The sequence below is a fragment of the uncultured Brachyspira sp. genome (assembly GCF_934747485.1).
GTDB lineage: Bacteria > Spirochaetota > Brachyspiria > Brachyspirales > Brachyspiraceae > Brachyspira.
This window is the reverse complement of the sequence record NZ_CAKVGN010000004.1, coordinates 25,627-50,620: the sequence shown is the minus strand read 5'-3', so window position 1 is coordinate 50,620 and position 24,994 is coordinate 25,627. Positions and strand designations below refer to the sequence as shown.

The window sequence follows — 24,994 nt, the reverse complement described above, 5'->3', positions numbered from 1 at the left end:
ATTAGTATTATTTATAAAAACAAATACTTTTTAATATAGTTTATTTGTGCTAATTTAAATTTAACTAAAAAGTGGGCAATATCTATGGCTCCATGGCACTTTTTTTATAGTAGTATCCTTTTATTTGTTTTGTATTCAAAAAATATTATAACAAGGATACTGCTTTTTTTATACTAAAAAATGTCCAATATCTCACACTCCTTAACAAAAATACTAAAATTCTCTATTGATTTTTTTTTATTTTAATATATAATTAATACAATTTGTACAGTATAGGAAATATTATGAATGGTATAATAAAAAATATATTTTACTTATTGCCGCATTTTCTATGTTTGTTTAAATTAACCAATGCAGAATTTTTAAAAGGGAATAAAATCGCTATTTTGTGATTTTATTCCTTTTTTTATGCTGTAAAAATTACAATATTAAGGGATGTTAAAATGAAAAATTTTATAGGTATTAAAGAAATGTCAAAAGAAGAAATTTTGGAAGTATTGGATGTTGCTAAAAAATTAGATGATACTCCAAATATGGAAAGAAGAAAGATGATGAATGGAATGATAATGACAAGTATTTTCTTTGAACCTTCAACGAGAACCAGACTTTCTTTTAATTCAGCAGCATATAAAATGGGTTTAGACGTTATAGGGTTTGACAATCCTGATGTTTCTTCTATAAAAAAAGGAGAATCTTTAAGAGATACTATAATAATGGTTTCTGCATATTCTGATGTAATAGTTATGAGACATCCTATAGACGGTGCAGCTAAATTTGCTGAAGAAGTTACTGACTGTCCTATCATTAATGCCGGTGATGGTTCTAATGAGCATCCAAGCCAAACATTACTTGATTTATACACAATAAAAGATGAATTAGGAAGTATTGAAAATAAAAAAATAGCTTTTGTTGGAGATACTAAATATGGAAGAACCGTTCACTCTCTTTCAAAGGCATTAAAAATGTTTAATGGAGAGTTTTACTATATTTCTCCGGATATTATTCAGATTCCTGATTACATATTAAAAGAATTAGACAATGCTAAAATTAAATATCATAAAGGCAATAACTACGAAGAAATACTAAAAGAAATTGATTGTTTATATATGACAAGAATACAAAGAGAACGTTTTGAAAATATAGAAGACTACGAAAAAGTAAAACATGCATTCAATATATCAAAATCAACAATAGTAGGAAAATGTAAAGAAGATATGATTATAATGCATCCTCTTCCAAGGGTCGATGAAATTAGCATTGATTTAGATGATACAAAATATGCTAAATATTTTATACAGGCTAAAAATGGCATACCAACAAGAATGGCCATGTTAGCTTTGGCTACTGGCGTAATAGAAAGCAGTGCTAAGAAAAAAGAAAAAGACTATGAGTTAATAGAAAATAAAGAAATTGTTTGTCAGAATAAAAAATGTGTTACTCATTTTGAAGAGACAAAAAACAAAGTTGCTAGAAGAAGTTATGGAGATTTTTGTTATTATTGTAATAAAGAGATAACAAAATGATAATAAAAAATGCAAAAATAGAAAACAGTATAGTATCTATCATTATAGAAAATGAAAAGATAAAAAAAATAGACTTTGATAATAATTTTGAAATCTATAAAGACAGTAATATAATAGATGCTAATTACAATTATGTTTTATCTGGAATAATAGACCCTCATGCACATATGCGAGACCCAGGGCTCACACATAAAGAGGATTTTTCTTCCGGAAGTAAAGCAGCAGCAAGAGGCGGTGTTACAACATTTTTGGATATGCCTAATACCATTCCAAATACTATAACAAAAGAAAGTTTAGAAGAAAAAAAGAATATGATGATTGGCAAGTCTTATGTTGATTATGGTTTTCATTTTGGAGGAAGTAAGGCTGATAACACTGAAGAGATAAAACAAATTATAGATAAAGCTGCTTCTACAAAAATTTTCTTAAATGCATCTACTGGAAACATGCTTGTTGAAGATGATAAAATTTTATATAAATTATTTGAAGCTTCAAAAATTGTTACAGTGCATGCAGAAGAAAAAAAAGTTGATAAAGCAATAGAAATAGCAAAACAAACCAATACCCCATTATACTTATGTCATTTATCATTAGAAAGTGAAATTAATTCTCTTAAAAAAGCAAAAGATTCTGGTATGATAATTTATGGTGAAGCTACCCCACACCACTTATTTTTGAATACTGAAGATGTTAATAAAGATGAAAAAAATAAAATGCTTCTTAGAATGAAACCAGAGCTTAGAGAGAAATCAGACAATAAAGCATTATGGAATGCCATATTAGACGGAACAATAGACACCATAGGAACTGACCATGCACCGCATTTATTAAGCGAAAAATTAGAGAAACTCACTTTCGGCATACCTTCTATAGAGCATTCATTAGAACTAATGTTTAAAAAAGTAAAAGAAAGCACTATAGATATAAAACTGCTAACAAAAATAATGAGCGAAAATACTGCTAAAATATTTGGAATAAAAAATAAAGGCTTGATAAAAGAAGGATTTGATGCCGACTTTGTAGTGATAGATTTAAATGATGAATCCATTATAGAAGAGAAAGATATAATTACAAAAGCCTCTTGGTCGCCTTATGTAGGTTTTAAAAGAGGAGGAAAAGTTATAACTACTATAGTGAGAGGAAATATAGTTTATAATAACGGCAATTTTTATAAAGGTTTTGGTAAAGAAATCTTTTGAGTAAAAATATAGCTATTGTTTTACATTTTATATATATTCTAAAAAATAAAACATAAATATTTGCACTTTTCGCGAAACATATCCGTATGGTAAAACGGGAAAAAAATTGAGTAAAATAAACTTACAAAATATAACTGTTTAGGTATATAAATAAAAAATGTGCTTGCAAATTATTATTTAATAATTAAACTATAATACTATTTGGTAGTTTCTATGAAGATTGCAATACTCGGCGGAAGTTTTGACCCTCCTCATTTGGGGCATTTAATATTGGCTGATACTATACTGCATGAACTTAAATGCAACAAAATATTATTCATTCCAAGCAAAATACCTCCGCATAAAAACATAAGCGGCAAAGTTTCTGATGATGACAGAATCAATATGCTGAAATTATCTATAGAAGATAATGAAAACTTTATATTAGATGATTATGAAATAAAAAATGATTGTGTGTCTTATACAATAAAAACTTTAGAATATATTTATAATAATTACAACTTTGAAGATAAACCAATTCTTATAATAGGTGCTGATTTAGTGAAAGATTTTGATAAATGGAAAGAACCAGAAAAGATTTCTAATTTATCTAATATTGTAGTTCTTAATAGAGATGATAATAAAAATTTAATTAGCGATAATATAGAAAAATATAATATAAAAACTATAATAGCTCCAAGAATAGATATTTCATCTAGTTTAATTAGAGAGAGAATAAAAAATAATGGTGCTTTTAGATATTTTTTGAAAGACAAAGTTTATAATTACATAAAAGAAAACAATTTATATTTATAGGTATATTATGAGAAAAATATTTGTTATTTTATTTTTTTTAATCTCTTTTAGTTTGTATTCTTTTGAAATGAGTTTATTAAATGGACCTACGGCAATAGGTGCTCTAAAAATGATTAATGATTATAAAAAAATAAATATAACTATTATAAACTCGCCTAACAACATATTAGCTTCTATAATAAAAGGACAATCTGATATTGCTGCTGTTCCTGCGAATATGGCTTCTATAATATACAATAGAGGCTTAGACTATAAGGCAGTAGCTGTAGTATCAGAAACCAAAATGTTTATAGTCTCTAGTGATAAAAATATAAAAAGCATAGATGATTTAAAAAATAAAACAATTTACTGCGGATTAAAATTATCCACTCCAGATTTAATGCTTCAATATTTAATAAAAAATAAAAATATAAAAGGAGCAAATATAAATTATTCTCTTGGCAATTTAGATTTATCAAAAGCATTAGCTTCTAAAAATGTTGATATTGCCATACTTCCAGAGCCTTTTTTATCTTCTGCACTGTTAGAAAATAAAGATATAAATATAGTAGTTGATATTTCAAAATATATTCCGCCCTACCCTGTTGCTGTGCTTATTGCCAAAAAAAGTTTTATAGAAAATAATAATGCCTTATTAAAAGAAATATTAACTGAATACAAAAAATCCACTGAATATATTTTAAATAATAAAGACGAAATAGAAGCTTTAATTAAACAAACTTCTATATTAATTAATGCTAAAGCTGTTGCTTATGGCATAGATAGAATCGGTATTACTTTTTATAATGATAATAACATGAAAATAAAATTAAATAATTATTATAATTTTATATACAATTTTGATAAAAATCTTATAGGAAATAAAATTCCAAGAGATGATTTTTATTATATTTGATAAAACTAATAATATTTTTTTAAAACACAATATTTTTCTAAAAAATCATCATTACTTTATATAATAACTTGACAAAGCCTTTATTATTTATATACTATTTTACAACGAGAGAGTTTATATATGGCTAGATTAAATATTGATAATGAAGAGGTAAAAAAATATATATTTTCTTTATCAGAAAAATTAATGAGGCATTTTGACTTAGAATATCAAATTAATAAAGAAAATGAATATTTTGACCTTTATGCCTTTCATAGAAATGATTTTTTCAAATCCTTTATTACTACATCTACAGTATATGAAGGATATTCTGTATTTGAACATATGCTTGTTCGCTTCATAAAAAACTGCACTTTAGATAATATAGAAGAATTTCAAGATATGTTAATTAGATTAACACCAATTCTTTCAAATCCTAATAAATTTCATAAAAGAAGTATAATCACAGGAATCATTATCACAGATATTTCTTTAGAAAAAGAATGGGAAAAAATAGTAAAAAAATTCTTTTATAGAGTAAGTTATAAATTATCATTTCATGGCTGGTCTGAGACTGAATATGCTATAGTATCTATAAAAGATAAAAATGTGTATTTACCTAAAATGAGAAAAAAGGAATTAAAAAACCTTCTTTTGGATTTTTAATATAAAATTAATTAAGGAGATTTTATGAATGCTTTTCTATTATTAATCATTGGAATGATAGCCTTTTTTGTAGCTTATGTAACCTATGGTTCATATTTAGCTAAAAAATGGGGTGTTGATCCTTCAAGACAAACTCCTGCACATACTTTAAAAGATGGAAGAGACTATGTACCTACTGATGCTAAAGTATTATTAGGTCACCACTTTTCTTCTATAGCAGGTGCTGGTCCTATTACAGGTCCTATTATTGCAACTATGTTTGGTTGGCTTCCTGTATATTTATGGATTATCTTCGGATGTATATTCTTTGGCGGAGTGCATGACTACGGTTCTCTAATTGCTTCTTTAAGACATGAAGGTAAATCTATTGGAGAAGTTATTAGACACAATGTCGGTCAAAAAGGTAAAATAATGTTTACTCTTTATGCATTCATTACTATTTGTTTAGTAGTGGCTGCATTCCTAGACATTACTGCAAGTACATTTGCTGTAAACGTTGATACTTATAGAGAATCTGCTGCTGCTGGTACTGCTAGTATGTTATTTATCGCTTTGGCTTTACTATTTGGTTTCTTAGTATATAGAAGAGGAGTTAATGTTGCTCTTTCTACAATAATAGGTGTTGTATTATTAGCTGCTATTATATTTATTTCTGATAGATTCCCATTCCTTGCTTTAGAAAAAACTCCTTGGCAAGTTATATTGACTGTATACATTATATTAGCTTCTTTAATGCCTGTTTGGATATTATTACAACCTAGAGACTATTTATCTTCTTTCCTACTCTATGCTATGATTATAGGTGGTGTATTAGGTTTGGTTATAATGCGTCCTGCTGTAACTGCTCCTGTATTTACTAGCTTTACTCCTAGTGAAGGTAACTATTTATTCCCTATTCTATTTATTACAGTAGCTTGCGGTGCTATATCTGGTTTCCATTCACTTGTAAGTTCTGGTACTAGCTCTAAACAGCTTAATAGTGAAAAAGATGCTAAATTAGTAGGTTATGGTGCTATGCTTATAGAAGGTATAGTTGCTATAGTTGCTTTAATGAGTGTTGCTGCTATAGAAAGTACTGGTACTCCTGCTGCTAGATTTGCTTTAGGTGTTGCTACTTTCATGACTTCTTTTGGTGTACCTCTTGGAATAGGTCAAACTTTTGTTACTTTGGCTTTTGCTTCTTTTGCACTTACTTCTTTAGACAGTGCTACTCGTATTGGAAGATATTTGATACAGGAATTAGGTGAATATACTGGTGCTGATGGTAAAGTACATAAAACTATACTTACTAATCCTTATATTGCTACTGCTATTACAGTTCTTATATCTTTAGGATTTACTCTTTATGGATATACTAGAATATGGCCTATATTCGGTAGTGCTAACCAATTATTAGCTGGTTTATCATTACTTGCTGTTGCTGCTTGGATTAAAAATCGTCAAGGCAGAACTTCTTGGGAAAACGTTATACCTTTAGTATTTATGTTTGCTGTTACACTTTCTGCTTTATGTTTAGTTGTATATACAAACTTCAAAAAAGCTACTTTCGACGGTTATGTATTAGCTTGTATTGCTGTTGTAATGATTATATTGGCTGTTATAGAATTATTTATCACTGGTCAATGGGCTAGAAAATTACCTAAAGATGGTGTTGTTAATCCTAATGACCCTATTAAAAACAAATAATAAAAAATCATTTAGTTGATATTAATACCCGCTTTCTGATGGAGGCGGGTTTTTATTATATTAAATTACTATCTTTTTATATGTCACTCAAAAAGAATATTTATAATAATAAACTAATTTAGCTCATTATTTACAAATAATAAATTACTATAAATACAATAATAAAAAATTAACAAACTTTTTGACAAAATCAATTTTTTTTAGTATATTTAAATTACATAGTCAATAAATTTGGAGTTTTATTATGAATTTTTTTAAGATTTTATGGTTATTATTAACATTATTTTCTTTTTCTTGTACTAATCCTGCTAAACCGGGTACTAATCCTGCTAAACCGGGCGGACATGATATTGATTATGGATATCCTCCTCCATCTGTAGTATTTCCAACAGATGCTTCAGTAGAAGAAAAAGTTAAATTGGCGGCAAAACTTTCACCAAGTAAAAAACAGCTTGATTGGCAGAAAATGGAGCTAACCGCTTTTATTCATTATGGTATGAACACGTTTACTGACAGAGGTTGGGGAGACGGAACTGAAAAGCCTTCTCGATTTACTCCAACAAAAGTAGATGTTAATCAATGGGTGACAACATTAAAAAATGCAGGATTTAAATTGATTATACTTACAGTAAAACATCATGACGGTTTTTGTTTATGGCATACTAAAACTACCAAACATTCTGTAGAATATTCTCCGTATAAAAAAGATATAGCAAAAGAATTTGCAGATGCTTGCCGTGCACAAGGTATGAAAGTTGGATTTTATCTTTCACCTTGGGATATGAACGCTGAATCTTATGGTAAGGGAGAGGAGTATAATGATTTCTTTACTGAGCAGCTCACAGAACTTCTTACTCAATACGGTACAGTAGATGAAATCTGGTTAGATGGGGCAAAAGATGAAAAATATAACAAAAAACAAGAATATGATTTTAAGAGATGGATGGATTTAATTAATAAGCTTCATCCAAATTGTATTACTGCTAATTTAGGATTGGATGCAAGATGGGCAGGAAATGAGGGCGGATATGCCAGAGAGGCAGAATGGAGTGCCCAAGCATATAAACCTGCAGCATATATGGATGCAGCCTACAATGAAAAATATGGACTTAAACCAACAAATGAAAATCTTGGAAGCAGAGAAGTATTAAGTAAAGTACCAGCACTTTTTTGGTTTCCTGCTGAGGTAGATGTTTCTATAAGGACACCTACTGCAGGAGCTAATGATGGTGTATGGGATCAATGGTTTTTTCATGAAGGTAAGCAAAGAGTAAGAACTTTAAATGAACTATTAGATATATATTACAAATCTGTAGGACGTAATGCTAATTTGCTTTTAAACTTCCCTGTAAATAAAGACGGAGTAATACCAACTGAAGATGTTAATCGTATAAAGGAGTTTAAAAAGTACTTGGATACTACTTTTACTTCTGGATTTTTTAAAGATAAAAATACTTCTTGGGTTAATGTAAATAATGGAAAATCAAAAGAATATAAATTGAGTTCAAGCAAACAAATAAATGTATTAGTTATTCAGGAAGATATATCCAAAGGTCAGAGAGTTGAAAGTTTCTCAATACAATATTTTGATAGTGCTAGTTCTGAATATAAAGATGTAACACTTGCTCCAATTTCTCAAAAAACTGAAACTATAGGATATAAACGTATTATAAAATTTAATACTGTTACTACTGATAAAATAAAAATTACAATAAATGAAACAAGACTTCCTGCTAATATAGCAAGTGTTAATGTCTATTATTCTGCAAATTATTAAATTTAATAAAAATAATAGCCTCAGTATTATTTACTAAGGCTATTATTTCAACATATATTATTGATTATCCATATAATTCTATTTGAATTAAAGATTTTTTCACTAATTTTAATTCTATGTTTAGCATATATAGAAGATAATTATAATTCTCATTAATAATTATATCATTAATTTTTTAATCTAATCAAAAAATAAGTATTGTCGATATATTTAACAAAGTTTTATAAAGGTGAAATATTATTTGTATTATGTCTAATAAAAAATTTATGATAAAAGAAGAAAAAGCTGTTTTTGCGGATATTCGTTCTGCTATATCTATTAGTTTATTCGATAGTGAATTGAATAATTTTGATGGAAGTATTGATATGGACGTGAGGAGGGCTGTTATATATAATAAAATCGTATTTGAAAATCTAAGCAAAAGGCTGCTTTCTTATTATGCAAGCAGAGAAGATAATAGAAATAAAAAAAAGGAGCTTTCTTTAATAAGAACACTCAAAAAAGAAAATAGTATATCTAAAGAAAAATTATATTATTTAGAAAATCCAGATGAAAATAGTTTTAACTTTTTAGATGATGTTCTTGATAAAAATAAAAATGTTAGAGGATACAGTGAATATATAATTTATTCACTATTTAATCATTATTTTGACTATATCAAAAACTAATAGTTTTAAATATTATTATCCTTAAAAAAGTAGTAAAAAAAAGGATTATATTATTATGAAAAAAACAGCTATAGCATTTTTAATATTGATTTTTACTTGTGTAAATATATTCTCTCAAAATGCTGCTCCAAATGATGAAAGAAATATAGATAGGGAATTCTATAATGCAGAAAAACTTTTCTTTCAAAAAAAATATAATTTTGCAAGAGAAGCCTTTTTGCTTTATCTTAAAAGAAGACCTCTATCAACAAATGATATGCTTTATTATTATATAGGAGCCTGCTATTTCCAAGATAAACAATACGAAAATGCTATTAATTATTATAAATTAGCTTTTGATATTAATGATTCTTATTCTTTTTGTAATAATATAGCTAATTCTTATTATCAATTAAAAAATTATGATGAAGCTTTAATTTGGTATAATAGGGCAATAGAAAGGCTTTACTCTCCATATAATGCCAAATTAAATTATGAAGTATTAACTAATTACACAGTATCACAAAATGTTGTAACTAATACAATATTTATTTTTGATAATAATAATACAGATAATATCACTAACTTATCATTATCAAATGGCGTTATCTCAAATACTGCTTTATTAGGCACAAATAATATTATAACTAATACTACATTATCTAATAATATAGCATCTAATAACATCTCTACAAATAATGCAGATAATTTTACTAACACAACAGAAAACATATCCAATGCTATAAATAATTTAAATCAATCAAATGAAAATATAAAAAATCTTATAAACAATACATTTACAAAACTTCCATTATTTACAAATGTTATTGTAACTAATACATTCACAAATGAATATGAATACACAAACACAACTATAATTTTTGAAGCAAATACTAATTTTATGTTGGAAGTAGTAGACCCAACAGTATCAGCAACTACCCTACCTCCAAATTTAGAATCTACTAATGAAAATGCTACAAACTCTAATTCGCCTATTCTTGCAACCAATTCAACTGCTACAGGTTCTACCTATGTGATAACAGAAGAAAATCCTTATATAGTAACAAATATAATGATAATGACAAATATAACAGACACTAATGGAAATACTGTTGAAATAAAAACCAATGTTGCTTCTGTTGATTTATATAATACTTGGGGACTATATTATAGTGCTTATCTCAACATGGGACATACTTATTTAACTTTGGGCGATATCACTAATGCAGCAATATCTTATGAAATATTTTTAACTAATGTAGGAAGTGATTATTATCAAAGAGAATCTTTAGAGAGAGTAATATCTCTTATAAGAAGCAATGATACATCTGTAAAGTTCATGCCTTTTACAAACAATTATAGAGTAACAACAAACAATGACGGAAGTATTACTACAGAAAATCTATTTCCAAATTTTGATTATGAAAGAGAGACAATATATCCTAATGGTGTAAAAATAGTTTATGAGAATGGAAAGATAGAAAAAACAAAAATATATTCTAATAATTATGAAGTATCTGATACTATATATCCTTATGGAAAAAGAGAAATAGAGATAATCTCTGAAAACGGAGATAAAAGAATAGAAACTTACATGATAGATAATTCAAAATCTATCAATACTAAAACATCGGCAGGCGATATATATGAATATACTCTATATCCGGACGGCTCTTTTATAAATAGAAAAACTTTGGAAAATAATAAAGCATTTGTAGTAGAGAGGTCGGACGGTTCTATTACAACAAATTATAAAGATGAAAACGGAATATTTTTCTATAGCAGAAGTTTAGACGGTACAGAAGTAAAAAGAACAGAAGATAATTTAGGAAATATAGTTACAGAGACGAGAAGAGTTGATGGAGCTTTAATAGTAAAAACAGAAAATCCAGACGGAAGTTACACAGTTGTTGCCAATTATGTAGACGGAAGTATAGGCACTACTACTGTTGATACTAATGGAATGAGCAATTTAAAAATAGTTTATCCAGACGGAAGAGTTGAAGAGAGAAGCTCGCAAGGAGCAGGTGCCGGCACTTTCTCTTATAATGTAAAAGCTGATGACGGAAGCATTATAACAAAAACATATAATGAAGACGGCTCTTTTACAGTTGTAACCAAAAAAGTTGATGGAACTATAATAACTGACACTGTAGGCACAGACACTATAAGCGAAATAAAAATGCCAAACGGAACTACAATCAAAAGAATAATAAGACAAGACGGTTCAAAAGAAACAACTACACTTAATAAAGATTCAAGCAGTATAACAGAAGTTATAGCGGCAGATTCAAGCAGTGTAACAACAACAATAAAACCAAATGGAAGCAGTATAGTTGTTGTGAAAGATGTTTACGGCAATACAGAAACTACAATTACAGAGGCAGATGGAAGCACATCCACTACAAAAACTACAACAGACGGTAAAACTACAATTAATGAAGTAAGGGCAAATGGCGTTACAATAGATATAGAAAATGACGGAAGAAATAAAACAACAATAGCAAAAGATGCAGAAGGCTATGTGTTGGAAATGAAGCAGTATAAAAATGAAGACCCTGCAATTACATTGCTTAACTCATTGGGAGAGGCTGTTGATATAGAGACTGCAAGAAATGTAATAAGAAATATGGATTTAAATATTAAAGCAGAAGATATAGACAATTTAAAAGTTGTTCAAGAGGAAACTGAAGTGGCAGAGGAAAATGTTGCAGCAGAAGAAAATGCAGTTGAAAATACTACTGAACAAAACACAGAAAATACAGTAGAAGAAACTACTACTCAAGAAACAGGTGCTGCTCAAAACACAGAAGCAAATACAGCTAATAATATACAAACAACAGAAAACAATACTCAGCAACAGTAAAAGTATTATATACTGAAACCATTATATTTTGTCGAAAATTTTATTTTTAAATTTTATTGTTTACGGGGACTAGCCCCCGTACCCCCACTTCTTTTATTGGTATAAAAGAAGCAAAAGAACTGCAATTTTATGCACTAAAATCATATATTTACAGAAATATGATACATTATTTTTTATACAAATATATTTTATATGTGATAAGTTCTTTATTTTGCCTAATAATAAGCAATAAACGGCAAATATAGATGACATTTAAAAAAGGTAAGATATACCGTGCAGAGAGGTGCTGCGGCTCACGATTGACAATTTAAAATTGTTTAGGTATACACCTAAACAACTATATTTTATCAAAAGTAAGTTTTTTAATTACAAAAGTAATCTTCTCAAGTAGTTTTGAAACAAGTATATTATTATAAATACCCTATCTTTTGCAGTATTCTAGTTGCTATTAGTTTTGCATCTATATCTTCTATACATATATGATTATTTGGGCAGTTTTTTCTTTTGTAGCATCTTGCACATTCTAAACCTTCTACTCTAATGGTTTCAGAGTTTTCTGCTATAGGCCCTACCCTAACCTCACTAGTTGGACCAAATATTGCTATAAGCGGTTTTTTAAAAGCACAGCCCGTATGCATTGGAAAAGAATCAGCGGTGATCATTCCCAATGACTCTTTTATTAAATAAGCTAATTCACTTAAATTAAAATAGCTCGATGTGTTTAATACATTTTCAAAACCATTAGATATTTCGATACATTTTTCATTATAGTCTTTTGTTGCTGATATAACTATTTGAATTTTACTTATTTTTCTTATCTCTTCAATTATCTCTTTAGATTTTTTTACAGATAAGTCTTTAGTATCCCACCTTGAAAAAGGAGAAAACACAATATAGTCTTTATCTAATTTTATATTTAGGCTTTCTATTTTCTTGTTAAAAACATCTTCTATATTGCTTGGCAAAAAATAGTCTAAATCAGTACCGTCGCTTGGGCAGTCAATATAATCTAAAAAAGAAAGCAAACCAACTATAGCATTAATATCTTTATAATAATTGCTTTTAACCCCAAACCATTTTCCTTTTGCAAACTTCTTTTTTGAATGGCACAAATAAAGAAATATAACGCTTCTTTCAAGACCTTGTAAATCTATTGCTATATCATAATGCTCTTTTCTTACATTTTTAATATGAGAAAAAAACTCTTTTACTGTAGAGAAAAATTTAGACGGCGAAGAAAATAATTCTTTTTCGTATTTATATATATCAAGCACATATAATTTATTGATATATGGATTATTTTCAAGTATACCTAAAGCTCTTTTATCTGTTACTACATCAATAATGCAGTCGCTTTTCCATTTCTTCAACGCCCTAATAACAGGTGTTGCATGAAGCACATCGCCAAGAGAAGTTTGTTTTATTAAAAGTATTTTCATAAACTTTATAAAATATTGTTATCTATCTTCTTTAAAGAAATATTCTTCTACTCTTATACAAATTTCATGATAAATAGCTTCATGATATTCCTGAGCAATATATGTTTCTTTTGAAGGTGCCTTTATAGCAATGTCTGCCATCTCTGCAAGCTTACCGCCATTATTATTTGTAAAAGATATTATTTTTATTCCCATAGCTTTAGCAACTTTAGAAGCATGTATAATATTTTTAGCATTGCCTGACGTACTTATAGCAATGAAAACATCTCCCTTGTCTCCAAAAGCCAATAACTGCTGAGCAAATATTAAATAAGGGTCTCTGTCATTTAAATATGCTGTAGAAAGCCCCATATGAGATGTTAAAGCAATAGCTCTAAGAGGGGCTTCTAAATTATCAGCAATATATTCCCCATCTTCGAAGTTTAAAAGCTCTTTTCTAATCTCTTCTTTTATTGGTCTTTTTTTTACAAAACTTTTTAATAGCTCTCCTGCAATATGTTCACTGTCGCAAGCACTTCCGCCATTACCAGCTATTAAAACTTTATTTCCATTTTTATAGCAATTGATTATAGCCTCTATTGCTAAATCTATATTGCTTTTTATAGGTTCTAACTCTCTAAACCTCTCAATTAAATTCGCCATGATACATAACTTCCTTTCATTTTTCATTTAAATATGAGCATTAAGCCACTCAAGTATTTCATTCATTACATCATGCCTTTGCACATCATTTAATATTTCATGTCTTCCATCTTTATATAAACTTATATTAATATCATTAAACCCCAAAGATTTATACATCTCATATACCCACTTTACACCCTTTCCCATATTTCCAACAGGGTCTTTATCTCCGGATATTAAAAGTATAGGAAAATCCTTGCTCATATTAGAATAATTATCTTTATCTGAAATCTTATCTATTAAATTAAATAATTGTATATAAGTCTCTATACTAGCAGGCTTACTAGCAAAATATTCATCTTCTAATACTTTATTAATCTCTTCTTTATCTGAAGTAAGCCAAGCTAAATCCGATTTATCTTTAGGAAAATATTTCTTCCCATATCCTCCAACAGATAATTTATCTAATAATTTAGCCCTCTTCCTTCCTCCAAAAATTGACTTTTGAACATTTGCTATTAATTTACCAATACTTTCTATTTTATTAGGCTTTCCCTTAGTACCCATTATAATAGCACCATTTAAATCTTTATGATATTTTATTAAGAAACCTCTTGTTAAAAAAGAACCCATACTATGCCCTAGCATAAAATATGGGATATTAGGATAATCAGCTTTCACTGTAACCATTAGATGCTTCATATCCTCTAATATTAAATCAGCACCATTTTTATCTGCAATATGTCCAATTCCATCTTTACTAACTGTACTTCTTCCAAACCCTCTATGGTCATCAGCACAAACCAAAAAACCATTCTCTGCTAATTTACTAGCCAATTCTTTATATCTGCCAGCATGCTCTCCAAGTCCATGAACTATTTGTACTATAGCTTTAGGCTTAGCGTCTGGAGTAAATATATAAGTGTACATTCTATGTCCATCATCAGATATTAACACCCTATTATCTATTTTCATAAAAATATCTCCAAATTATTATTATGTAAATTGTATACTATTTTTTTTCTTTATGCAAATATTAACATAATATTAAAAAATTATTTTGATATATCTACTTTTATCTTTCTTATCCAATTATTGATTTTTCCGTCCAAATCGGATACATCTTTTCTTTTTATAGATATATAATTTAATACTTTACTATCTGGGCATGTTTCTTTTATATAAGAAATGCTTTTATACACTCTTGAGCCTCCATTTAATATAAATGGTGCTATATTTTTACCTTTCAAATCATTTTTTGATAAAAAGCTTTTCATAGGCAATGCCATATCACCTATCCATATTGGATACCCTATAATAATATTATCATATTTAGATAAATCAACACTGCCGTTTAGTTCTGGAAGCTTATCATTATCTATATCATCTTTTACTTGAGCTACAATATCATCATATTCATTTGGATATGGTATTTTCGTGGTAATTTTGTATATATCCGCCCCTGTAATTTTTTTAATCTTATTAGCTACTATTTCTGTATTTCCATTCCAAGAATAGTATACTATAATTGTTTTACTGCCGTTAAACTCTGTATTTACAACAGAGGCATTATGTTCATTTAATAAAGCAGATTTATTTACTTTTCTATCGTTGATATTTGAATTACATGATACTGTAAATAATAACAATAATGCAAAAACTTTAATTATTCTTTTCATTTTATATAATACTCCCATATATATAACTAATAAACTATATACTTTGAAATATTTTTTTTAATTAAATTTAAAATATTTTTTATCAATAGCTTAAAATAATTGTTTTTATTATTTATATTATACTTGACTTTTAATTTTTACTCTAATATAATATATTTAGTTGCTTTATAAAATTTAAGGAGAGTTTTAGTAAAATGAAAAATATAATATCTATAGTTGTTTTAATGATAACTCTATTTTCAACTTCAGTAATACAAGCAGTAGAAACAAAATATATTCCAAGTGCTTCTCAAGCTGTGTTTTCTATAAAATTAAATGAATTATCCTCAAAAGCTGAAATAAGTTTACAAAAGACTCTTAATAAATTATTCATGCAAAAGTTTGCTGATAATTTTGCTGCATATAGAGATGATGAATATGTAGTAGAAGCTATGACTAATAGATTAGAACAGATATTAGATTTTTCTAAACCTTCAAAAATAGTTTCATTTAATAGTTACCAAGAAATAGCAGTGATGATTGATGTATTGGATACGGCTGAATTAAACAGAACAATGATAAAAATAGCGAGCCAAGAAGATAAATTAATATCTTTTAGCGATAATTATACTTATAGATATTTTTACCTCGATGATACAACTTTAATATCTTGGAATGATGAAGTATTTACAGTTGAAACAAAATTAGATGATGCTTATTGGTATAATGAAGAACTTAATAAAGAAAATAATATAATAAATATAGCTAATTTAATATTTGATACTTCTTCTCCTCTTACAAATGAAAAATTTACAGAATTAGAAAGCCAAACTAATGATTTTTATGCTTGGGTTGATTTAGAAGATTGCTTTATCGTAGATAATGATGAGTTTACAAAGTTTTTATTTGGAAGAAGTTATGAAGGCATATCTAAAGAAAGTTATAAAGATGCTATATTAACTGCTAAAGTTAATTTTAATGTTGGAAGTGCTGATATAGTAGTAGATACATATTCTCCGAATTATCCTTATGATAGTTCTTTACTAAAAAAAGAATTAGCTGATAATATATATACTTTTGTTAATGGTGAGAATAATTATGGATTTTTATCATTAGCTTTTAATAGTGCTGAACTTTCTAAACATTTAAAAAATATGTTTGGAGAAGAGTTTCCATTTAATGAAGACTTTGCTGAATTAGAAGAGTATGGAATTGATGTTTATAAACTTGTAGAGCTTTTGGGCGGCGATATATTTGTATCTGCTTGGGATAACGGCAGCAATGAAAATGGAGAGCCTGATTTATTGATTTCTGCTTCTGTTACTGATGAAAACACTATAAAAATTATATTAGATGCTTTGGCTGATGATGTTAATAATGATATATATACAATTGGCGGTTATACTTGTTATGTTAAAGATTCTATACTTTATATGACTAGTAATACTGCTATTATAGAAAAAATAATGAATAATGAAATGCCTAATGTTAAGCTAAATGAAGATAAAATTAATTTAGCTAAAAATAATACTTTTGTATTTTATTTAGAATTAAATCCTAATTTGGCTTTATATGGTATTGGAGATGAATACACTGAAAATTTTGAATCTGTATATTTAACTTCAAATATATTAGAAGCTAATCATTCTCAATTTGTAATAAAAGTAAATACAAGAGATAAAGAAAAAAATGCTTTAAGCGTTATTAAATATTTTATTGATGGATTAGAATAATATCATAAATGAGATTAGATGAGTATGTACACCATAACGGATATACTGAAAGCAGGTCCAAAGCACAGGATATAATATTAGCTGGATGTGTATTTGTTAATGGTGTAAAAGTAACTTCTAAGGCTCAAAAAATAAAAGATACCGATAAAATAGAAATTATACAAAATAGAAAATATGTATCTAGGGCTGGAGAAAAGTTAGAGAAAGCATTATTAGAATTTAATCTTTCTGTAGAAAATAAAATATGTTTAGATATAGGAGCTTCTACGGGAGGGTTTACAGACTGTCTCCTCTGCTATGGTGCTAAAAAAGTTTATGCTTTAGATGTTGGACATAATCAGCTTGTATATAAACTAAGAAATGATAATAGAGTAATTTCAATAGAAGATTTTAATGCTAAAGATATAAAAAGAGAAATGTTTGAAGGAGAAACACCTTCTATTGTAGTCAGTGATGTTTCTTTTATATCTATTTCAAAAATTGCCCCTGTTATATTTAAAGAATTGTATGATTTAGAATATTGGGTAAGTCTTATTAAACCTCAATTTGAAGCAGAAAAAGGAGAAGTTTCAAAGGGTGGAGTTATTAAAGATGATATATTGAGAGAAAAGATAGTTAATAATGCAATTAATAGAATCACAGAAATAGGATTTAAAGAAATAAATAGAACTATCTCCCCTATAAAAGGCTCTAAAGGAAATATAGAGTATTTATCATATTTTATTATTTAATTTATTTTTTTAATTTATTTGATGTTCTTTGTTTATATATTTCATATTCTTTATAAAACTCTTCTGTATCCTTTATCATAATATATCCATCTTCAGTTATAGAAACAGATTTTATTTTTTTCAATTCAGCTTCTTTATTAGCATCAGCTGTAATACCAACCATAGAACAAAGGTCATTAAAATTGTATGGAAATATTATTTGTCTTGAGTTTTTAAATATTAATTCATATTTAATTAAAGCTTCTAATATAATTACAAACTTACTTACATTATTATTAGCATTAAAAGATTTTATTCTAGATATTGTAATATATACTCTCATACTCATAACTTTTATAAGATAAAGTCTTATATTATTATCTTTTAATATCAACTCCATAAACTCTTCTTTTTTAGCAAGCTGTATAACAGAGTCTTGCAACACTATTGCTGTAGTAAAAAGAGGTCTAATGTCGCTTTTAGGAGCATATCCATTAAGTATTTCATTATTTACACATACCCTTCTTGTAACTTGTCTAGAATTAAATATATTATATACCCCAACCTTTCCATATCTAATAATATAAATATAATCATTATACTGAAACTCTGTGTATAAACAATATCCCTTTTTAAACTTATAAACATTATTATCTATATATTCAGGCTCTGCTATTGTTCCTAAAGTATCTATTTTATTTCTTACAACTCCAATATCTTCTGCATTAGGATTTAATTCCAAATATTTAGAATATATTTTTGATGCAGCATCAGTATAACCATTCTCTTCATAAATACTAGCCATACTAATCATATCTATTCTATTTTTATCAGTATAATAATTATAAGTTGTACTGACTTTATTCAAAAAATAATAATATCTATTAATCCATCTCTCTAAATTAAGAAGCAAATACTCATATACTTTATTTATTATATTAGCATTTTCAATCTTTTCTATCTCATAAACACTCATTTCTAAAACCTCAACATCTTCTATTGCTTTAACTGTTGATGTATAAGGTTCATTTATAACAGCATTAAATAGTCCTATTATTTCACCCTCTTTATATTCTATAGTATAATCATCTGCAAAATAATTGTATGCTAAAACTTTACCTTTGATGATTATATAAAATTTATATTTAGGGTCTTGTCCATCTATAAATATTGTTGCTGATTTTGGAAATTTAATTGTTTTGTTAGTATTATTCATAATATAAACCTACTATTAAAATTTGATAGATTAATTGTAATAAAAATAATAACTATGTCAATAGTATTTATGTATTTTTCTTAAAAATTAATATTTTTTATTATTTTTAATATTATTTACTATATTGATAAAATATATTTATGCAAAAGAAAAAATAATACTAAAATAGAAAAGTTAGTTATATCAAAAGGTGCTAAATAATAATTTTCTACTCTAATTTGTTATTAAATTTTAATGTTATTCTATGCATTAATATGATTAAAATATTGTATATTAGTAATGCTATAAAAAATATTTTCATTATAAGCATAAAATTTTCAAAAGTTCTTAGTCCATTTCTCAGAGAAAAATACACATAAATAAATATAAGCAAATAACCATAAAAAGGAGCAAACAATTTATAAGCAAGCCCATAATTAAAAGTAATAACAGTAAACCCTAAAGAAAAACCAAATATTACAGCTTGGGGTATTAATGGAATAATAGCTTCATATCTATTTGTAAACTGTATCAATACAACTTGTTTAGCAAACACAATTAAAAATACTGACAAACAAATAGAAGCAAAAACAAAAAGTGCTATAGAATAATAAAGTATCTTTTTTTCTTTATTTCTATTATTGTCTTTTTTAGCTATCAATATATAAGAGAACATCACTGAAGCTATTGGTGTACCTATATAAAAAAACATTTTTATTATTAATGATATTGTAGAATAGTAGCCTGCACTTGTTTTGTCTAAATATCTATTAGCCATTAATACATCGCTTAACGATATCCAATTAAATATAAAATTTATTATAACAATATTTATTATATAACTTAAAAATATATATAAGTTTTGTTTAGAGAAATATGTATTTATTTTTTTTAGGGAAATAAAATATTGAAGATTAAGCTTTTTTAGTTCTATCAAATTAATAATTAAATATAAAATACAAAATAAAGTTACAGATATAATAGCTTTTTCTAATGTAAGAGACGTTATAATAAAATATGCCAAAAGTAAAATTTTTGCTATAAATATTGCTATTAAACTTGCAATATAATCATAAGCTATATAATTATTAATTTTTAATATTGATTGAGACACTATAGTTAAAATAGTAGCAAATATTCCAACAGATATTATAAAAAGAGAAATGTAGCTTTTTATATTAAAAAGTATATCAATAAGCGGTATAGATAATATATATAATAGAGATATTACAGATGCAATAATATATCCATAAGCCCAGTAACTTTTAGCATCTTCATCATCTTTATAATTATGCATTATATAATAACTAAAACTTGATACTGTTAAAACTATTATAGAATATATATTTATGATACCATTATAATGAGCAAAATCGGATATTGATAAACTTCTATTTACATAAATTGAAGAAACATAATTTAATACACTTGCAACCCCATTTATAAAAACTAATAATGCATAATTAATATAATATGAATATTTTTTATATAATGTTTTTATATTATGCATATTATATTAATTATACACCTTTCATTTATATTTTATCTTCTTCTTAAGAACCATATAAGAATACCTAATATACCAAACAAACAAGGCAAACCAATTTGAGCAACATATCTAATAAAATTAGTTTGTGTTGTTGTAAGAGTGAGGTTTTTAATACTTGCCTCTTTTGGTCTTATGGTTATTTTTTGTCTTGCTTCTAATAAATAAGCAACAGTATTCATAAACAAATCTTTATTACCCGCAAAAGCAACATCCACAGATTGACCTTGATCAGGATTAATATATGCATTTAGAGCAAAAGTAGCATCTCCAAACACAACAATTCTTGCAGGCACATCTCTGCCTTCTATATCATAAGTTCCAGCAACAGCCAAAGGCACAGGACCAGCAATATCTGTTCTTGGATTAAATCTTGCACGAGATAAATCGAAAGTAGCCTCTTCTTTACCATAACCCTGCGGAGAAGTAGTGATTATATTTTCAAAACTTCCGCTATATTTGCTCTCTCCAGATAAAATACTTCTTGCCACAACCAAACAAGCAAATACATTGCCTTCTTTTAAAGTTTGAGTTATAGGGTGAGTAGTATATTGAGGAACAACATTAACAGGTATAACAACGCTTGATACTGGGTCTATTATATAATCATTTTTAGTTTTAAATCCCCAATCAGATAAAAATATATCTAAATTAGAATTAAAATTGCTTCTATCCATAAAACTATCATAAAGTACAAGTAATTTACCGCCTGTCTTTACATAGTTATCTAATTTTTCAATTTCAAAATCACTAAATGTTTCAACAGGAGAAGCTATTACAATTAAAGAAGCATCTGTTGGAATATTTTCTAATATAATATTTAAATCTCTTACTTTATAGTTTTCATTTTCCAAATAAGTTTTAACATAAGATAACCCCTCGCCTCCTCTGTCTTGTAATTGTCTCTCTCCATGACCAACAGTAAAATATACAACATAAGACTCTTGTTCTAATAAAGTGTAAATAGCCTGAGTAAATTTTTCTTCACCAACAAATAAAGGTTCTGCAGTAACTTTAGATTGAGCTGTTAAATCTTTTCTATATACTCTAACCTGTTTACTCTGACCATAACTAAAAATTATCTCACCAACCTGAGTCATCTGATATTTACTTTTAGCAGATGGTTTTTCTATTGGGTTAATATATTCAACTGTAATATGTTTGCTTAATCTTTGATATTGGTCTAATAATAAATCAGAACGCCAATCAGCAGAAGTTGGGTCTGTACTTGGAGACCTTAAAACAACTATTGAAAGAGGGCTGTCTATTCTTGAAAGCACGTCCATAGTTTGCTGAGAAACTGTATAGGATTTATTTTGTGTTAAATCAAATCTTATTGGGAAGTTTATGCTTATAATATAAAGCCCTACTAAAATAGCTAAAATTATAATAAGCGAAAGTATGCCAAAAAAAGCTTTATGAACAAATCTTGTTTTTAATAGAGATACTATATTATTTTTTTCTATTATCACAGTAATTGTTGTAAGTATTAATGTTATGGCTAATACAACCCAAAAAACAGCAGTAGGTCTTTGTGTAACAGCATAGAAAAATATCCAAGCGAAAAATAATAACACCCAAGAAGCTATAGTAGCAATTTTTAAATTAAACTTTTTATTAGACATTGATTATAAATTCCATTTTTTATTAAGATTTAATTGAAATTTTTAATAAGTTTCAATACTATTTTTTATAATCGTATAACTATAGAAATACTTTATAATTATTTTTTTATTTGCTGTTTAAGATAAGCAGATATAAACTCATCAATATTACCGTCCATTACAGAGTTCATATTACCAGTCTCATGTCCGGTTCTCAAATCTTTCACCATTTGATAAGGCTGAAAAACATAACTTCTAATCTGATTACCCCAAGCAATATCAGTTTTTTCCCCAGCTATTTTTTGTTTTTCTTTATCAAGCTTTTCTTTTTCTAATTGATAAAGTTTAGCCTTAAGCATTTTCATAGCCATATCTTTATTGTTATGCTGACTTCTCTCAGCCTGACATTGAACAACTATATTTGTAGGTATATGAGTTATCCTTATAGCGGAAGAAGTTTTATTAACGTGCTGACCGCCAGCTCCGGAAGCTCTGTAAGTATCTATTCTCAAATCAGCCTGATTAATTTCAACTTCAATATCTTCATCTATATCCGGCATAACACTCACAGCAACAAAGGAAGTATGTCTCTTAGCATTAGCATCAAAAGGCGATATTCTCACAAGCCTATGCACCCCTATTTCAGAGCGTAAATATCCATAAGCATAAAGCCCCTGCACATAAAAACTTATTTGTTTTATACCAGCCTCATCACCAGGAAGCTCATCAGTAGTCTCAACTGTAAAACCATGCCTCTCACAAAAACGCACATACATCCTTGAAAGCATAGAAGCCCAATCGCAGCTCTCAGTGCCGCCTGCCCCAGCATTTAAAGTTAAATATGCATTCTTGCTGTCAAACTCTCCAGAAAATAGATTCTTAGTCTCTAATTCATTAAAAACCTTTTGAAGTTCAATACATTCAGTTTCTAATTCTTTCTCCATTTCTGTATCATTTGATTCTATCGCCATTTCAACAAGTTCATAAATATTATTAGCATTTTTTATTAAGTTTTCAATAGGCTCTATCTTATCAAGAAGAAGCATTCTCTCTTTCATTACTTTTTGAGCAGCAATATTATCATTCCAAAAATCATCTTTTGAGGATATTTCATCAATCTCTTTTACCCTTTTATATATAGCTTCAGGGTCAAAGATACCCCCTTAAAATTTCAGTCTGCTCTTTAATTTCTAATACAGTATTTTTTATTTCAGATAATGTCATAATATTTTTTCCAATATATTAATTATTATTCAATAGGAAGCATTCTAACGCCATTAGTAGGTTTTACAATATAAACATCAGCATCTCTTCTCGTCTTTTCTTTGTAGTTGGCATAGAGTGTTTCTATTACATTTTCCACTTCAGCTTTCTTAAGTACAATCAATACTCCTCCGCCAAAACCTGTACCAATCATTCTGGCACCAAGAACTCCATCCATCTTTGAAGCTTCCTCTACTAAAATATCTTGCTCTGCAGTAGAAACTTCATACAACTTACTTAAACCCTCATGAGTTTTTGATATTAATGCTGCTAAATCTTTAATAGCCCCTTTCTTTATAGCCTTAACAGCCTGATTTACCCTATCTTCCTCAGAAGATACATATAAAGCCCTTCTTTGTTCTTTATTTTGCAATGTTTCCTTAATAAAATCAGCATCTTTTGGCTTTAAATCTGATAAGAATTTAATAGAGGACTTTTTTTCTTTAAGCTTTTTTAAAGCATTATCGCATTCTCTCTTTCTTGCATTATATTCACTGTCGCTCGATGTTCTCTTTTTATTACTATTAACCACAGCTATACAATATTCACCAAAATTCATATCTAAATATTCATATTCCATTTTAAACATATTAAATAGTAATAAACTATTTTCTTTTCCCAAGAATATAGTAACATGATCGCTTAATGAAGTCCTATGAGAAGCATATTTAATCTCTCCTTCATAAGACAATTTAGCTAATTCTATAATATTAGTCTTATCCAAAGCATTTAAATCAAAAATAGCATAAATTAAACAAGCACATAATGAACTAGATGAAGCTAATGAAGTATTAAAAGGCAAATCAGTATATGCATAAATATCCATTCCGCTTATTTTATATTCTTTTTCTAACAATACTGAAAAAACTCCCTTAAAATATAGAGCCCATTCATCTTCTTTATTCTTTTCTAATTCATTAAAAGTAAATGACTTCTTTGCTTTAAAAGAATGACCATAAATATTAACTTTACTGTCTGGTCTTTTTCTAACTACTAAATAAGTTCCCCTATCTACAGCAGCAGTTATAGTATCACCGCCGGAATAGTCTATAAGTTCTCCTATAAAAGTTAGTCTTCCCGGAGCAAAATATAATTTTACTTCGCCTTTTTGTCCAAAGACATCTCTAAATCTTTCTACTAATCTTAAATGTAATTTTGGTATCATATAACTTTCTCAGTTAAATTATTT

The 24,994-nt window shown here is 27.5% G+C and carries 20 protein-coding genes; 11 read left to right on the top strand and 9 right to left on the bottom strand.

Going from position 1 to position 24,994, the window contains the following annotated elements; translation table 11 throughout:
• Positions 1–443 precede the first annotated feature (443 nt).
• The 9 genes from pyrB (at position 444) to Q0H31_RS01480 (ending at position 12,033) form a co-directional block, all read left to right on the top strand.
• A complete protein-coding gene (gene pyrB / locus Q0H31_RS01520; RefSeq protein ID WP_295295303.1) occupies positions 444–1,523 on the top strand; it encodes an aspartate carbamoyltransferase in 1,080 nt (359 codons plus the stop codon).
• Complete coding sequence (locus tag Q0H31_RS01515; RefSeq protein ID WP_295295302.1) at positions 1,520–2,722, top strand: dihydroorotase family protein; 1,203 nt, start codon at positions 1,520–1,522, stop codon at positions 2,720–2,722. Before pyrB ends, Q0H31_RS01515 begins: the two co-directional genes overlap by 4 nt.
• 213 nt (positions 2,723–2,935) lie before the next feature.
• Positions 2,936–3,517, top strand: coding sequence for a nicotinate (nicotinamide) nucleotide adenylyltransferase (gene nadD / locus Q0H31_RS01510; RefSeq protein ID WP_295295301.1), 582 nt, complete (start codon positions 2,936–2,938; stop codon positions 3,515–3,517).
• 7 nt (positions 3,518–3,524) lie between these two features.
• On the top strand, positions 3,525–4,412 hold the full coding sequence (locus Q0H31_RS01505; protein ID WP_295295299.1) for an ABC transporter substrate-binding protein: 888 nt from the start codon (positions 3,525–3,527) through the stop codon (positions 4,410–4,412).
• Positions 4,413–4,532: 120 nt separating this feature from the next.
• On the top strand, positions 4,533–5,057 hold the full coding sequence (locus tag Q0H31_RS01500; protein WP_295295297.1) for a hypothetical protein: 525 nt from the start codon (positions 4,533–4,535) through the stop codon (positions 5,055–5,057).
• A 24-nt stretch (positions 5,058–5,081) separates the two neighbouring features.
• Positions 5,082–6,743, top strand: coding sequence for a carbon starvation protein A (locus Q0H31_RS01495; protein WP_295295295.1), 1,662 nt, complete (start codon positions 5,082–5,084; stop codon positions 6,741–6,743).
• 244 nt (positions 6,744–6,987) lie between these two features.
• On the top strand, positions 6,988–8,520 hold the full coding sequence (locus Q0H31_RS01490) for an alpha-L-fucosidase (RefSeq protein WP_295295293.1): 1,533 nt from the start codon (positions 6,988–6,990) through the stop codon (positions 8,518–8,520).
• A gap of 248 nt (positions 8,521–8,768) precedes the next feature.
• On the top strand, positions 8,769–9,188 hold the full coding sequence (locus tag Q0H31_RS01485; RefSeq protein WP_014933097.1) for a hypothetical protein: 420 nt from the start codon (positions 8,769–8,771) through the stop codon (positions 9,186–9,188).
• Positions 9,189–9,243: 55 nt separating this feature from the next.
• Entirely contained in the window at positions 9,244–12,033 is a 2,790-nt protein-coding gene (locus Q0H31_RS01480) for a tol-pal system YbgF family protein (RefSeq protein ID WP_295295289.1), read from the top strand.
• A 410-nt stretch (positions 12,034–12,443) separates the two neighbouring features.
• Here Q0H31_RS01480 and Q0H31_RS01475 read toward each other — a convergent pair whose 3' ends face one another.
• From Q0H31_RS01475 to Q0H31_RS01460, 4 genes are all read right to left on the bottom strand, one after another.
• On the bottom strand, positions 12,444–13,472 hold the full coding sequence (locus Q0H31_RS01475; protein WP_295295287.1) for a glycosyltransferase family 9 protein: 1,029 nt from the start codon (positions 13,470–13,472) through the stop codon (positions 12,444–12,446).
• 18 nt (positions 13,473–13,490) lie between these two features.
• Positions 13,491–14,114, bottom strand: a complete 624-nt coding sequence (locus Q0H31_RS01470; RefSeq protein ID WP_295295285.1) for an SIS domain-containing protein — start codon at positions 14,112–14,114, stop codon at positions 13,491–13,493.
• A gap of 27 nt (positions 14,115–14,141) precedes the next feature.
• Positions 14,142–15,071, bottom strand: a complete 930-nt coding sequence (locus tag Q0H31_RS01465; RefSeq protein WP_295295283.1) for an alpha/beta fold hydrolase — start codon at positions 15,069–15,071, stop codon at positions 14,142–14,144.
• Between the two features lie 80 nt (positions 15,072–15,151).
• The gene (locus Q0H31_RS01460; protein WP_295295281.1) at positions 15,152–15,775 is read right to left on the bottom strand and encodes a flavodoxin; all 624 of its coding nucleotides are present in this window, start codon (positions 15,773–15,775) and stop codon (positions 15,152–15,154) included.
• Positions 15,776–15,969: 194 nt separating this feature from the next.
• Here Q0H31_RS01460 and Q0H31_RS01455 point away from each other — a divergent pair, with 194 nt between their 5' ends.
• Positions 15,970–17,487 (top strand): DUF4836 domain-containing protein, encoded by a 1,518-nt coding sequence (locus Q0H31_RS01455; RefSeq protein WP_295295280.1) that lies wholly within the window; start codon positions 15,970–15,972, stop codon positions 17,485–17,487.
• Positions 17,488–17,495: 8 nt separating this feature from the next.
• Positions 17,496–18,218 (top strand): TlyA family RNA methyltransferase, encoded by a 723-nt coding sequence (locus tag Q0H31_RS01450; protein WP_295295279.1) that lies wholly within the window; start codon positions 17,496–17,498, stop codon positions 18,216–18,218.
• A 1-nt stretch (position 18,219) separates the two neighbouring features.
• Here the strand turns inward: Q0H31_RS01450 and Q0H31_RS01445 are convergent, their stop codons facing one another.
• From Q0H31_RS01445 to galK, 5 genes are all read right to left on the bottom strand, one after another.
• A complete protein-coding gene (locus Q0H31_RS01445; RefSeq protein WP_295295278.1) occupies positions 18,220–19,413 on the bottom strand; it encodes a cyclic nucleotide-binding domain-containing protein in 1,194 nt (397 codons plus the stop codon).
• A 208-nt stretch (positions 19,414–19,621) separates the two neighbouring features.
• Entirely contained in the window at positions 19,622–20,902 is a 1,281-nt protein-coding gene (locus Q0H31_RS01440; RefSeq protein ID WP_295295277.1) for a lipopolysaccharide biosynthesis protein, read from the bottom strand.
• A gap of 32 nt (positions 20,903–20,934) precedes the next feature.
• Complete coding sequence (locus Q0H31_RS01435) at positions 20,935–22,563, bottom strand: GldG family protein (protein ID WP_295295275.1); 1,629 nt, start codon at positions 22,561–22,563, stop codon at positions 20,935–20,937.
• A 98-nt stretch (positions 22,564–22,661) separates the two neighbouring features.
• Positions 22,662–23,766 (bottom strand): peptide chain release factor 2 gene (prfB, locus tag Q0H31_RS01430; protein ID WP_295295274.1). Its coding sequence is split into 2 segments (ribosomal slippage): positions 22,662–23,693 and positions 23,695–23,766, totalling 1,104 coding nucleotides; the frame shifts between segments, so codons are not numbered across the junction.
• A 25-nt stretch (positions 23,767–23,791) separates the two neighbouring features.
• A complete protein-coding gene (gene galK, locus Q0H31_RS01425) occupies positions 23,792–24,970 on the bottom strand; it encodes a galactokinase (protein WP_295295273.1) in 1,179 nt (392 codons plus the stop codon).
• Positions 24,971–24,994: the final 24 nt, after the last annotated feature.